The sequence below is a fragment of the Gordonia sp. SCSIO 19800 genome, assembly GCF_018132775.1.
Lineage (GTDB): Bacteria > Actinomycetota > Actinomycetes > Mycobacteriales > Mycobacteriaceae > Gordonia > Gordonia hongkongensis.
The window spans coordinates 1-14573 of record NZ_JAGRQM010000013.1; the positions used below are offsets into that span (position 1 = coordinate 1).

A 14573-nucleotide genomic window follows, 5' to 3' on the forward strand; every position below is an offset into this window, starting at 1 on the left:
GGGTGGGGACTTTTATCTGGCCACCAGCGGGGACCTCGACCTGGCCACCAATGGGGACTTTCTCACGGCCATGGACAAATCGCCGGAGTACAGGCCCTCGAGCGGACGCAGCGGACGTGGTTTGATATCGATTGCGCTTACGAACAGATTGAAGGAACCACATGGCCAAGAAGTTCAACCCAGCTCCAGGCTGGCCCGAGGCACCTGAGGGCTGGCTGCCACCAGAGGGCTGGGCACCTGACCCATCGTGGCCGGCGGCGCCGGAGGGTTGGACACTAGTTGTCGATGACGGCAAGGTATCGGGCCTGGCAAGCTTTACCAATGAGTCAAATCTGCCGCAGCAGATCTGACCGCCAGAACCGTCGGCGAGGCCGCGTCGCTCAACTCTTCACCGGATGTCCTGTGGTCGGCGAAGGGGCAACCGCTTTCGGGCTTTGGTGGAGGCCGGTACCGGCTGACGTCTACGACCCTGTTCTTCGAGCACGGTACGTTCACGACGAACGCGCAGCAGGTGCCCACGAACCAGCTTTTCGACATTGACCTGCGCCAGTCCATGGTTCAGAAGTCTCGCGGGGTCGGCGACATCGTGGTCCACATCCACCGTCAAACGGGCGTCGAGCAGGTCGTCCTCACCGATGTGCCGAGTCCCAGACAGGCAGTAGACACCATCAACCGTGTGGCTCACCAAGCGAAAATCAACACACAACCTTGCTAACACTCGACATTTCACCTCTGCTGCGCCGGTGGCCCCGGCAGCTGACGTAGGCATCCAGTCGACGGCTCCGGGACACAATCACACTGACGCGATCGACCAGATCAGAAAGCTGGGCGAGCTTCGAGACGCCGGGATTTTGACTGAGGAAGAGTTCACGGAGAAGAGAACTCAGATTCTCTCTCGGATGTAGACACCGCAGCCTGCAGCACGGCACGAAGCCCTTCGACCGTTGCCTCCAGCGGTGCGCTGTCACCCTCTCGGAGTCCACGAACAATGTTCTGCAGCGGAATGCCGACCGCCTTGATTCGGACCCGTCGGTCGGGACCTTCGCCGGGAATCGTAAGTTCGACCGTCATCTCGACGATTGAGGTCTCACCGGCGGGGAATAAGAGATATGACGTCGGTACACGGGTGAACCCCGTATAACACTGGGCGTACAGCAGCAGCTGGTAGATGTCCTCATTGGAGATCGTCTTGAAGTCGTAACGCTTGTACTTCGAATCGATCGCGCACTGACGCTCCCCTCGGCCCAGCACGAGGTCGGGTGCGATGGACCGTCGCGATTCCCCATTGACGGTGATGAGGGATGGATTGCGCTTCTGGGCTTGCATACTGACGCCCGACCCGGCAATCACTTGATCTATCAGCCATTCGACAAACCGCTCATAGAGCCGGTTCATGTCGATCAAGAACGCGTCCACGCGTCGGCCCGACTCGACTGTATCGCTGACACGGGTGAGATCGAGCAATGAACGGCACCACGTGTGGGCGGCGCGGTACGGCTCGGTTCGACGACCGTAGACGATGGGAGTGGTAAGCAGCTCCGTAATGGCCGGCAACGTCGGGGCGATCTGTTTGAGGCGATCCTCGAGTTCTGCTGCGCGACGACGCAATCGAGCATCAACAGCAACCTTGCGCGCCACCTGCACACCGGCCAACAGGAGGTGATTCTCAATCGTGTCATGGTCAAACTCGTCGAACGCGCAGGCCAACGCGTTGAACTTGCCGAAATACACCGTGGCCTGCCGGTACACGTCGAGCCGACCCCGGAGGAACGGCAGGTCGTCAGAGTGGCCTCGGTAGTCTCGGATCAGACCGCGTGTCACGAGGCTCTCGACGTGTGTCACCACGAGCCGGCAGAGTAGCTGCGTCGCATCCTCTTCGGGGTCCGGCGACAATCCGCGAAAGTACCGAGGTAGATCGTGCGCGATGCATCCATTGGTGACAGCCAGCATGGTTAGTACGCCGAGATCACCGCCAGCGAGCTTTGGGATCACTCGTACACGAAGGTCCGGCGTCAGGTCGATGCTGCCCACGAACGAGGTAGCTCGCACCTCTACCCGATCATCGGATAACCAAGATACTGACAACCTGTTACCCAGCGCCAGCCGCATTCGCTCTTGCTCGTCGAGCGCGAGTGGGGCTAGATCACCAGTTCCGGTCGAGTACTCGGAGATCTCGATCATTCGGGCGTGGTCTGCATCGTGAGGCCGTAGTTGGCGGCCAGCGCCGCAACTAGCTGAGAGTCGTCGTCGACGATCGGGGTGAGCCGCGACGCGCCTACGTCGACAATGCCGTTGCCTAGGAAGTTCCGCAATTGTGCGTAGTCGTCGTACACGATCTCCTGTAGAAGCGGGATGATGTCGGTGCGGATCACCTCGCCGAAGGCCTCGGCCGACTCGATAGGTTGGCCACTGTCAAGAAAGTATGAGTGGCCTATCTGCCGCTCGCGGCCCGCGATTTGAGCGACCCGGTCGTTCAGTTGCTGTAGGAACTGGTCAAGCGGCAGGTCGTCAATTGTCGTGTCGGCTAAAAGATCCGGGTCCGGCAGAAGTTCGACGAACCCGAAGCGACGCCGGAGCGCGGCGTCAAGTGAACGGATGCTTTGGTCAGCGGTGTTCATAGTCCCCAGGACAATAACGTTTGGTGGGACCGCAAGACGCTCGCCGCTCGTCGGCAGAGTCACTGTTTGGCCGCGACGCGACCGCTCGATCACCGTCATCAGCTCACCGAAGACCCGCGGGACATCAGCCCGATTGATCTCGTCGATGACGATGACGTACGTACGATCGACATCAGTCGCAGCCTGCTTGGCGATGCGCTTGAACAGCCCGTCCCGCAATTCGAGTTTGAGCTCGGACTCACCAGACCTTGGCCGGAACCCCTCGATGAAATCCTCATAGGCGTAGGACGCGTGAAAGGTCACCTCCGTAAGCTGACCCTGCGTCACTTGTGCACTTTGCTCGTGCAGTAGCCAATCGGCGAAGTTCTTCGCTGCGCGTGTCTTTCCGGTCCCCGGTGGGCCGTAGAAGATCAGTTGTCCCTTGCGTTCGAGAATGCTCCTCCAGCGCGTATAGGCCGCCTCCGCCTCAGGATCCTCGTTCTCGATCGGAGACGGGACCGGAGGCTTAATGCCCGGGTTGAGGATCTTTTCGATGATCGTGCTGGGGATTCTTGCGATGGTAGTTGTCGCCCAGCGCTTTACCGGTTCCTGGAGTTGGTGATGTACATCCAGATCCCACTTGACGTTGACCGTATGTCTGTACTCAGAGCGTTCGGGTCGCCACTGATACGCAGCGGACGTCACGGTACCAACACCCAGTACTTCTGACGTTCCGCGGTTAGCGACTATCTGGTCGCCCTCCGCTATTTCCGTCAGTCGCCACAGTTCCTTCGACTTCCGGGTGACTGTTGACTTGTTGCCGTTGTATAGCCCGCTAAATTCGTCCGCGAAAGCTGATGTGTAATCGTCCTCCGTAGTGAATAGCGACAGGTCACCGATCTCATCCCAGCCCACACAGATGTAGCCACCGTCTACGCACTCTTCCCACAGACGACCGCGTTCGCCGGGCGCGATTTTCCAATACCTTGGGCTGCGGGAGCCAGGAGGCGGCGACCACGCGTAGAGAAGTCCGACGAAGTCGAGCGAGTCTCGATCAGCGAGTTCGGAGTAGCTGCGCAGATGCGCCAGTAACCGCAGGTTGATGTCGATCGCATCACCGGAGGTGTCTAGGTCGAAGGCTCGCGCAAAGTGCGACAAGTGGCTGTGGCTGTAGACCGGTAGCACTTTGTCGGGGAAATACAGATACAGCGATTTCAGGCGCACGACTTTCGCGCCGCGCAAGATGTCGATCTCGGAAGTCGACGTCCAGTCGCCATCACTTGCAAGCTCGAACATTCGCTTGAAACCGATATGCAATGCGGCCCAAGCCTCGTCAACGCTTCCAAACCCGCTCGGGTAGGCCCACTCACCAGTGGTGCGTCGAAAGATCACGTGCTTGTGGGCACTGCCTCCTGCGATGCTGCCGAGGTTCGGGGTGCCCCACTCCAGATAGTAGGAGTAGTTGTTCCGGATGTTGCCGGCGTTCAACGCGTAGTGGGCCAATGTCATGTCCTGCCACGACTCGAGCGGAAAGCGCTCGAGGAAGGCAGTTCGCTGTTGCTCTTGTTCGGCCCGTACGTCCTCGTCGCGGTCCGCGTAGCCGGCGGCTACGGCTTCGTTGAAGTCCACAGTGAGCTCTTTTCGTAGTCTGCTGCGATAGGAAGGGCGTGCTATGGCCAGTCGTCAGTTCGCGGTCAGCTCAGCTTGGAGCGATGCAAGGTCGACTGGCAGCAATTGGTGGTCTCGCATGAACGTCATGAGCTTCTCGACGACGTCAAGCGTGCTAGCTAGCTGCAGTCTCGCAGGCGCCTTCTCATCGCTGAAGACCGATAGCCGATTAAGCTCAGCTGAAATCTGGCTCTCGGCGAGTGCAAGTCGCGCCCACAGATCTGCATCATGCGGCTCCCCCGCCTGCTTTAACGCATGCGCAGTGGCGACCTGAATCGCGATACTCGTCGGGTCTAGCGAGACGGCTGGTGCCCCACCGCGGACAGTTGCGGCGGCCGTCGTGACCACTGCGCCCGTGGACGCAAGACCACCGAGCATGGCTAGGCCTCCGACCATTCCTCCTGGGCCAAACGCCGCCAGGCTGCTGGTGATGGCCGCCGCGCCGACCGCAGTGGCCGAACCCGCGACGGCAAGGCCTATGGGTCCCGCAGCGAGAAGTGCGACTCCCGCTGCAGCCATCATCACGCGGGTCTTGGTACCGAAGATGCCCTTGTCGCTATTTAGACAGGCCGTCACCTCTGTGACCGCCTCCCTCACCGTGTCCCCCACACTGCTACGGAAGCCCAGCTCAACGAAGAGATTCGGCAGGGCCCGGACCCGTGCATCCCCTACTTCGATCTCATACGGGTCTAGGACGTTGGTGAATGCGAGAACAACCGCTTGTGTGACGGCCTCGGTGAGGTCCCAGCGACGCGGAAGTGGAGGTACGCGATCCTCGCTCAACGCCGCTAGTTCGGGCGGCAGCTGCCGTCCCTCACCGCTTAGCGCCAACAATTCCTGTACGAAGTTGTCCTGCAGAACGTTGAGTGCGTGTTCGTACCGAACTTTGGTGTCGCGATCGCCGATGTAGCTCGCAACGTTGTTCGCGTACGCAAGCGCGAGCAGCGAGCCGGCCTCCTGGTCTCCGAGACGGAGCACTACTGCGTTCTCGGCCGAGGTTTCCGGACCCTTAACAGTGTCGCCGTGCACGACGTCCGTCACCAGACGAGCGACCGCCGGGTGTCCCAAATACAGGTGGGCTGAGTGCTTGGCAGCTCCGCTGATCTGAAAATCTTGCGCTCCGGCGAAGATGCGAGCGAGGCCACGGCCGGCGGTCACGGGGTCTCGTGAATCGATGAAGTTTGACCAGTCATCGACCCGCGCATACGGGAACCGCTTGAGAATGCGGTCGCTGCCCCGGTGCAACGCTTCTGACCCTGCGGGACTGCCGACGGTGATGAACCGCGTGACATGGAGCTTCTCGGGAAGGTGGTCAAGCAGATCGATGGCGATGACGCTTCCGAGACTGTGTCCTATTAGTACGATCTCGCCGGACGTCGGCAGATCGTCGAGGATATTGCCTAGAACCGCACCGCGAAGGTCTTCATCCGTCAGATAGCGTCTGACCTGTTTCAGAACGGCGGCGGGCGCGAAGTTAATGCCGGCGGCCTGTAGTGCTTGGACCATGACGTCCGGTACGCCGTTCAGGCCAAACGCTCGAACGTCGCCGGTCCGACGGAGCATCCGTTGCACTCGCGCTTGACGGCGCTCGAACTTTCTTCGTGCATCGTGGTCGTTCTTGACCTTGTAGGTGATTCCAGGATGCTTGGACTTGATACCGTCGGTGTTCAATAACGATGCGTATCGGGGCGCGATGACATCATCCGAACTGATTTCTGGCGCGTCGATGCGCGACAGTCCTCGATTGAGTCCGGCTAACCATTCGAGGTCCGGGTTGCCATCGCCAACTCCATGGAGGAATACGAGCTTCATGCTGTCTCCTAACTGATTCGAGGAATGCGGGGTGTCGTAGTCCGCTTGCAGTGAGCGGTGTTGCTGCGCTAGGACAACTTCGGGAGCATGCCGACGAGGCGGTCTGGATTGGCGTCCGCGACAGGCACGATCGTGTATCCGATATTCGCGAGATCCGTATCGCGATCGGAGTCGTCGCCCTCGACCAGTACGACCCTGACGCTCTCCCACACGGCCTCGACAGGCCAAAGATGCTGACCGAGTTCGACGCCGATTTCAGGCTTCGCCACGCCGCGCTCGGCGAGTGCCGTCAGTAGTTCGACGACAGCCTGCGACGTGTACGCAAGCGTTTCACCCCAGGGACCGTCTACTAGATTCTTCGACGCCTCGACTTTGAGCGCCGCGAAGATCTCCAGCGCTCCCGCCCGTGATAGCTGGTCATGGAACTTCTCATTCTTGAATGATCGCAGGCACCCGTAGCAGGATGTCTCCGCTCCGCAATCACATCGGGCGACCCGATCGACGGCGAACTGGATGACCCGGTCCAGGTTCTCGGCAATGTTCTTTGACGCTCCGGCGCCGGCCGGAACGGTATCGAAGAGCACGATGCTCCGGCGTCCATCCGCGGTCCACGAGAGTGTGCCATCGATGTCATCGCGACTTATTTCAAGCGCTTCTGAGGCACCCTCCAACAGCGCGTACAGAACAGATAGCCAGCGTGATTCGGATGTCTTGTCGTACGACACCGAACTGAACGAGAACTCTGCGATATCCGTCTCATACCGATGGGCTAATGACACGATGCGTACAGAGCCGTCGCATGGCGCACCTGTCGCCGGCCTCTGGTGGCCACCCCGGGTGGGCTTCATGGTGGCCGGCGCGGCCCAGCCGCACCGGCCGCACAGCTGAAAGCCCGCCGCACCGCCATCGGAAATCACGATCATGCGCGCGCGGGTCCCTGCTCGAGCTTCAACGCTGACCCCGCCGGTTGACTCCCAAGGGAACGGGTCACTCACCTCGCCCAGGTCCTCGACATAGCTGTCACCTCCCCAACGTCTTTGCGGAGGCTCCGGCTTCACGTCGTCGACTTTGCGGTCGGCGACGAATCCGAACTCAGGCACAATAAACGTACGGACTTTCGAGAAGTCTTGCTGACAGCTGGGGCATGCCTCATCCAGGTCGAGCGCAGTGCCGCACTGAAACTGGCCGCACGTCTTACACGTGCGGTACTTCATCTCGACGAGCTCACGCTTCGGTAGCTTGTGCAGGCCCCGGGAGGTCCACAACTTGCCACCAGCGACGACCTGGTTACCTGGTGCGTAGTCGTAGATCGCCTGACTAAGATCGCGCGACAGCTCGAGCGAAGCCCCAACCTCACTCTCGCAGTGCAACGTCCGCAGTTCGACGGTGTCCACGGGGAAGCCGTACTTCGGGAGGATATTCTTGTTGGCCAGGTAACCAAGGAGCTGGCGACTCTCGATCGTCTTCAGAGTCTTTTGCAGGCGACCACCGAATGCGAGGTTGTTTGCTGCCTTCGCTTCCTCGATCAGCGCCCTGTACGTGTCGAGGTCGTTGCGCATATCCTGCTCCGCCACCGAGAGCAGATCACACAGCTTATCGACCCAACTGCCGTCGTCGATGCCAATCGCGGAGGCGAGGGCAGTTGGAAGGACTCGGCGCACGGCTGCGTCAACTGCTTCCGGAACGGGAGTTAGGTACAGCTGGACCTGCGAAGCAGGCGAATCTTGGCCGGATTCATCAGGAGAGAAGAACTCACCAGCGTGCTTCCACGTAAGCCCGTCGTACTCGAATCGGTGACGGAAGTATGCAGACAACGCCACTGAGTGCGCGTGTCGGCGCGCGATTCGCTCATTCTCGATGGGCACCCAGGGGATCCGCATCTCCCCAGCGATCATCGACTCCGGATTCTGATATTTGGAGAGATCGTGCGAGCTTCGCTTCGCGTAGGTGAGTACTAGAGCGGCCGACGCAGCACGTCGACCAGCGCGCCCAGCACGTTGCACATAGTTTGACGTCTTTGGAGGCACATTTCGTAGCACAACTGACTGAAGATCGCCGACGTCGACGCCGAGCTCGAACGTTGTCGAGCACGAGAGGACGTTCACCTTGCCGTCTATGAATTCACGCTGGATCGCGGCGGCCGCCTTGGACTCCCATTGTGCTGTATGTTCTTTCGCCGAGAGTGGCGCCGGCAACATGGTCCGGTAGAGGGTGCGGTAGTGGTGGGTGTCGTCCTCCACCGCCGGCACTCGAGAAGGATGCAGTTTTCCGTCGCATGTTCCGTGAGGGCACACACTTCTCACGTTATTGCTGGTGAGTCGTCGGCAGGATGAGCACTGGAACCAGTCGCAGTCGTCGCCGGGGAGAACTCTCAACCTGGTGTGGTCGACCTGGTATACGTCGCCGGCCGACCGATCGGCTACCAGTCGGAACGCCTGCTGATCGAGAAGGAACCGCCAGCAGCCTTCTAAGAGTTTCTCCGCGGACATGTCCGCATCTAGTGCGGCAAGTACTTTACGAACGAACAGGATTCGATTGTTCGTCGTTCCTGGCCGCCCGGCGGGTAGCCAGCTGATGATTCGCTTCTTAGGATCGGAGTTCATCGAACGAATCCGGATCTGAGTATTGCGGGGCTCGAATATCTCCGCTTTGATGTCGACGTCGTCGAGTAATGTGATTGCGCCCTGGAGTCTCACAACCTTGAGTAATTCGTCGAGAAGACCCCAGGCTTCGTCGTCGGTAAGTCCGAGAGCCGCGAACGCAGGTGGCAGCTGCGCTCGACGGGAGCGGAACATCCGCACAGCCATGAGGCCGAGACCCTCCAACGACTGACGCTGATCCAGCGCCATCAGCTCGGCCATAACCCAAGGGTTGACGGTGCGCTTGATCGTTGCCCGGGTCGCAGTTTCTTCGAAGTGGTAGGCGGCGATAGCCTCCTTGGCGGCGTAGTCGGCCAAGTCTTCTGCAGCGAGCTGCTCACCTCGATACTTCGGATCAGTCAGAACCGCTGTTAGATAACGACGTTCGATCATTCGACCGTACGTCTTATCAATGTACGGTGCGGCGAAAGCGGCGGCTTGGCGGGAGTCCGAGAACATCAACAGTTTGCGACCTTCACCGACTTCCTCGACGGTTTCGTCCGAGGCTGGCGGTAAGTGTTGATACAGCGCGGTGGTAATGACTGCGGGTGCGGCGTTGGTGTCTGTACGCAGCCGGCGGATAACTTGGCGGGCCCGCGCGCCGCACTCAGTGCATTTACTCATTACCGCTGCCGTTCGCGCATGCTCACGAACCTGGAGCACGGGTCCCCCAGGGCACGCAGAGTTGGTGCAGAGGTCTGACCCGAGGGCGCCACAGCCTGCGCAGAGGTGCCTTACGTGTGTGTCGGCTGAAGACTCACCGTCTTGAGCGAGCGTTGCTTCGTCCTCATCGACCATCGACTCACCCGGCGTACTATTTAGAACGAGCCATCTCACCTGGCCGTCCTTGGTCGCCGGGCGGAAGAACTCCCTCCCCTGCACTACCTCACGATCGCCCGCGAGGTGGACTGCACCGCACCTCTGGCAGGTTCCGAACTCGAAGACCGCACGCCCGGTGTGTGGATCAACCTCGTGGCGGCCAAGCAAGACCCGTGGCCCTTCGTCGCCGAACGACACGTATGCGCCCTCAGTGGCCCTTACAAAGAGGTGGTAGCGCGCGGACAGAACCGGGTTTCCACTCGCATCTCGCACCTTGGAGCCGAGAGCGACAAGCGCCTCCAGATTCTTTCCGCTACTCGGAGCATCCGGCCATAGCTGCGCTCCGAGTTCGCGAGCACTTACTGGACCGCGAGCGAGGATCGCTTGCAGGTCACTGACATGCTTCTCGGTATGCAGGGCGTCGGCCGGGTCGCCGCTCGCGCGGTCGACGAGGACGTTCAGATCCGCGTCAGGTCGTGCGAGATGAAGTAACTCATCGTCGTCGAAGCTCCACGTCGGTGTATCGCTTCGCCGAAGGCGCGTGGGGATGACGAGGTCCTGGCGTTCAGTATCATGCGCATCGAACTCGAAAGGTACGTCGAAGAGGTTGCGTGCGAAAGTAGTTGCTTCATGTCCCTGTGTGTCAGGCGTTTTCCCTGTCAGGGAGGCCGAGGTGGCGATGCATTGCAGGGGACGGTCGCGTCCTACTCGTTGGCGCAGACGTCGCAGCAGCAGAGCGACTTCAGCTCCCTGTGCACCGTCGTAGACGTGCGCTTCGTCGAGAGCAATATACCGCCATGTTCCGGCGTGGTCGCCGTCGAAGAGGTCGAGATCAGCTGGACGGAGCAGCAGATACTCGAGCATGGCGTAGTTGGTGAGAAGCAGATGTGGTGGATTGGCCCGCATCTCCTCGCGACTGAGTAGTTCGTTCGGCAATCGTTCTTGTCCGGGGTTCGCCGCCCGGAAGGTCGACTCCGCGTCGCGACGAGACTGCTCGGTCTCGCCGGTGTAACGGCCGAACGTGAGGTCAGGCATCCCCTTGAGCAGGGCCCGCAGTCGTTTCAGCTGGTCGTTGGCCAACGCGTTCATGGGGTACAGGAGCAAAGCTCGGACACCGGGGCCTAGCGTCCCAGTAGCGCGTTCCGCGACGAGCGAGTTGAGAATTGGGACCAGGAAGCTCTCCGTCTTACCCGAACCTGTGCCCGTGCTGACAACGAGATTGCGTCCGCGAGCGACCTTGCGGATCGCAGTCTCCTGATGTTGGTAAAGCGGTCTCGTCATCGGCAGTGCGTCGCTGTCCAGCAGAGAGAAGTCGCGATGCAGTGTGCCGTCGTCGATCAAGTCGGACAGCGACGCCCCAGGAGAGTAGGGTGGCGTCACCTCGAGGAGAGGTCCCTTGGTGAGAAGGTCAGATCCATCTATCGCATCGTCGAAGGCCTTCGCCAAGTCTGGGTCTCGCGGCGCCAGCAACGTCTTCAAGTACCGCCGATAGGTCGCTTCGATAGAAGCACTGGCTGCGAGGGGGTCAAGGCGGGCGGTCATGCGCCATCTCCAATCAGATCTCCGTGCGTGGCGTGTGCAGCGAGTGCCTCAGCTACCAGGAGGTCACCAGCGACCATGGTCGGAAAGTTGCTGGCGAGTACAGACCAGGCATGTCTCATGTCTGAGGTCATTGGCGGGTACTCAAACTCTCCCCGTGAGTCGAGGCGCGCAATTGCAGCAAGAGTCAGGGACTGGACTGACAGCAGCATCCACGGATGCTCAGCGGTATCGACACCGTCAAGGCGCTCGTCTCGCGCCCTAATCGCGTCATACAGAGCCGGTGACGCCTTTTTCACGGCGGCAAGCGCGCGACTAACATGGCTCGCCAGTTCTCTGGCAATAGGATCAGCAGTCCACTCCCGTCGGCGATTAAATACCTCGATCGCTGCGTTCGTTCGTGTATCGGGATTGAGGAGGGGTCCGGGTACTAATCGGGCGTACTCGAAGATCTCTGCTACCTGTTCGTCACTCAGAGCGTCGTAGGCGAGGTCACTTCGGCTGAAGACTCCCTCTTGGGGATTCACCATCTTCCCTGAGCGCAATAGCGCGATGAGGTCTTCCCCACCCTGTGTCTTGAGATATGCCAACGTCTCCGCACGCTCCGTTGCGGCGTTGGCGCCCTGTGCTCGTAGAGCCGGGAGGTCGGCGATTTCGACCATGCAACCGACGAAGGGGTTCTGGTGCAAGTCGTTCAGTGTGAAGCTTGCTGAGTAGGGACGATCGACAAGGTGCGTCCGGATTAGTAGTGCCATCATGTCGTTTTGGGGGACGACGCTATTTCCGAGGGCTTCCAGCGCAGACCGCGGATGCTTGAGGACGATCTGAACGAGTCCGCCGCGTAGCCGCTCCGACGTCGAATCGGTTTTGTCCCAGGGCAGCAATGCGAGCGCCGCCCAAGCGCCGTCTGCTGCTGCGGCCACGAGTGGCGGCTTGCCGACGCCAGCAAGGAATTGGGCGAGCCCGTCGAGTACAGGGTCCGCGTGCCGCTTCCACCCGCTCTGGTGTACGCGAATGGCGTCACCACTGGGTCCCAGCGGCCGCGAGATCACTGCAAAGGGGTCATCAGCGAAGACCTCGGAGATAAGGTCGCCCGCGTCGTGCAGATCGTCAGGTAGCGTCGCGCGATTGTTGTCGATCGCGAGCCGCTTGACTGGCGTCCACGGAGCGGTGGCCGACCACACCCACACGCCGAGATCCTCGGTGTCCGCAAGACCCTCAAAGACCAGGTCGTGACCGTCTAGAGTGGTCGCGCTACAAAGACGCGCGGGTCGAATGTCGGCGAGGGTAATCTCGTCACGGCTGCCGTCCTGCGACTCGACGCTAGCGATGAGGCGCGAGATGCTCGCACGGCGGACTGTGTCCACAAACCGACGCGACGCGACCTGAAATACGTTGTTAGAGCGACGTTCCTGAAACTCAGACTGAAGTACCTCACCCAGGTGGTCTAGCAGTGCAAACGTCACTGACCTGACATTCGGCACTCTCACCGCGATGACGCCGTGCCGTTCGAAGTCGGCAGGCGACGAAACGAGTGATGACGACCGCCACTGCGCCGGCGTACCAGACTCGTCGATGCGGAACTCGAAGTGTGGCGGTCGAACGACGAGCTTATAGGCATGGCCTGCGCTACCAACCCTGATGTCTTTCTCTCGGTCACTCGCCCCGAACTCAAGCACCTCAGCATCGATCGGAACGCCAAAATCAGAAGCGATCACACAGATACTGGGGGTCAGTCCACCGATGACGGGCCTTCGAAACGGCGTCTCGTAGTCGACCTTAAGGCCTTCAGCCAGTACGAGTGCGAGCCGCTGATCAGCGCCGAGCTCCCCTCTGACCACTACCTCGTAATGACCTAGGAGAGCATCCTCCACACCATCGAACGGATCGAGGCTTGTCACTTCGGTGTCAGAGTCCCACTCGCAGTCGGTCAGCCACTGACGGTCACCCACTCGCCGGGTTCTGACCCGCCACACGACTGGCTCGTCTCCGACGTATGGCGGCAGGTCTACGGCGGGTCGATGTGCATACACGCTCAGCCCGCTCGGGGTATGTACACCCGGAATGGGAGCTCCGAGGTCGAAGGACGGCGAACCCAGCGAGCGCACGCCACGTATGACCCCGTCTTTGCCCGCACGCTGCAGCACGATCGAAGCGTGGCCGGCGAGGTCTAGGGGATAAAACCGCCACCCACTCCACCCGGACGGAACCGCTGCATCGCCTGCTGCGCTTATTTCCTCCCGCGTCACAGCATTGAAGACAGTCGCATCCTTGGGATGCAGTGCAAATACCATCCCACGCGGCAGTGCACTCTGACTTGGAATGAGCCGACCGTCAGGGCTGAAGAGCAGTAGCGGATCGGCGGAGTCGAAGACAGACACACGGTACGTAGCGTCCGACGCCTCGTGGCGCATCGTAACTTCGCGAGCCGGTTCGGTAATCGAAACGGGCGTCAATGGGTGTTCGCCATCGTCGACGCCCCAGCCACGCTCCGCGAAGATTTCGCGGGTCGTGCCGCCAGTTGTCACCTTCCATGGAGAGTCCCCACCCGATTCGGGGTATGGAACACCCACGCAGACTTCGTCGGCATCAAGAGAGTACGCAATTGACGGCCCACTCTTCGTTCGAAGCGCGCGTCTCGTAGCGCTCTCGTCGGCGTCCGCTAGGAATGGCCGATCCCGGAGCCGCTCAATCAACCCGTTGAGAACCAGCGTCGGGAGTCCTGTCGTTGCAGTCTCGAGCTCGAGGTCATTCCAGACCTCAGGGTGTTCGAGGGTGAACACGAGGAACTCGATGATGCGATCAAGGACGTTGACCGCGGTCTCTCCACCTAGCGCGAGGAAGTTGCGCACCGGCACGTCGAGCCGCCCTAAGCGGTAGTCCATACCAGGTTCGGTCAGCCACTCGAGTAGGGCCGCCCCAGTGGCGTCGCGTCCGTGCTGCACATGTTCTTCGATCACGTCGACAAGATCGCTGAGGCAGTGCACGGGGATCCCGGCATGCAGTGCCATTGCCATGACGTACGTCCGACCGGGGAAGTCCGGGAACTCGCGAAGCTTGAACTTCCGCAACAGCTTGAACAGCGCATGCCGCAGCTCGGCCTCGAACTCCTGGTTGCGGTCGAGCCCTAGTTCGTCCCAAAAGCTGTCCCAATAACGTCCCTGTTCGTACGAGAGACCGGCGTGGCCAACCATTGTTGTCAAAGTCAGCGCAGGATATCGGCTGATCAGAGTCGTCTCGGTGCCGGATCCGGAAGCCTGCACGACGAGCCGACCAAAGAGCTCTTGAGCACGGCGGAGCTCGTCCTCGTCGAAGTTCAGCTCAAAGAACAGCCCAACGCCCTTGAGTGCCTCGCGAATTCGATTCTCTTCGTCGCTCGCCTGGTCTGCCAGGTAGGAGCCCATCTGTTACCTCCTGCTCGTCAGCGCGATTCACTGTGCCACTGATATCCGACATTTAAGGCGAGTTCCCCCACTGTCGTCTGGACGAGCTACACCTC

8 protein-coding genes are annotated in these 14573 nt (G+C 60.5%); 3 read left to right on the forward strand and 5 right to left on the reverse strand.

What is annotated here, in order from left to right; all coding sequences use genetic code 11:
• The first annotated feature begins 161 nt into the window (after positions 1-161).
• The 3 genes from KB201_RS15310 to KB201_RS25250 all read left to right on the forward strand — a co-directional run bounded on the left by KB201_RS15310 (position 162) and on the right by KB201_RS25250 (position 905).
• Positions 162-350 (forward strand): hypothetical protein, encoded by a 189-nt coding sequence (locus KB201_RS15310; RefSeq protein WP_211539654.1) that lies wholly within the window; start codon positions 162-164, stop codon positions 348-350.
• A 119-nt stretch (positions 351-469) separates the two neighbouring features.
• The gene (locus KB201_RS25245) at positions 470-715 is read left to right on the forward strand and encodes a PH domain-containing protein (RefSeq protein ID WP_374193941.1); all 246 of its coding nucleotides are present in this window, start codon (positions 470-472) and stop codon (positions 713-715) included.
• A gap of 28 nt (positions 716-743) precedes the next feature.
• A complete protein-coding gene (locus tag KB201_RS25250; protein WP_374193942.1) occupies positions 744-905 on the forward strand; it encodes an SHOCT domain-containing protein in 162 nt (53 codons plus the stop codon).
• Here KB201_RS25250 and KB201_RS15325 read toward each other — a convergent pair.
• From KB201_RS15325 to KB201_RS15345, 5 genes are all read right to left on the reverse strand, one after another.
• Positions 868-2181, reverse strand: a complete 1314-nt coding sequence (locus KB201_RS15325; protein WP_211539658.1) for an McrC family protein — start codon at positions 2179-2181, stop codon at positions 868-870. The two genes, KB201_RS25250 and KB201_RS15325, sit on opposite strands and share 38 nt — an antisense overlap.
• Positions 2178-4226: an AAA family ATPase gene (locus KB201_RS15330; protein ID WP_211539660.1), complete on the reverse strand. Its 2049-nt coding sequence runs from the start codon at positions 4224-4226 to the stop codon at positions 2178-2180. The genes KB201_RS15325 and KB201_RS15330 overlap by 4 nt, the downstream gene beginning before the upstream one ends.
• A 54-nt stretch (positions 4227-4280) precedes the next feature.
• Entirely contained in the window at positions 4281-6077 is a 1797-nt protein-coding gene (locus tag KB201_RS15335) for a hypothetical protein (protein WP_211539662.1), read from the reverse strand.
• A gap of 68 nt (positions 6078-6145) precedes the next feature.
• Positions 6146-11077: a DEAD/DEAH box helicase gene (locus tag KB201_RS15340; protein ID WP_211539664.1), complete on the reverse strand. Its 4932-nt coding sequence runs from the start codon at positions 11075-11077 to the stop codon at positions 6146-6148.
• Positions 11074-14478 carry a hypothetical protein gene (locus tag KB201_RS15345; RefSeq protein WP_211539666.1) on the reverse strand — a complete coding sequence of 1135 codons (3405 nt, stop codon included), beginning with the start codon at positions 14476-14478 and terminating at the stop codon, positions 11074-11076. Before KB201_RS15345 ends, KB201_RS15340 begins: the two co-directional genes overlap by 4 nt.
• Between the last annotated feature and the right edge of the window lie 95 nt (positions 14479-14573).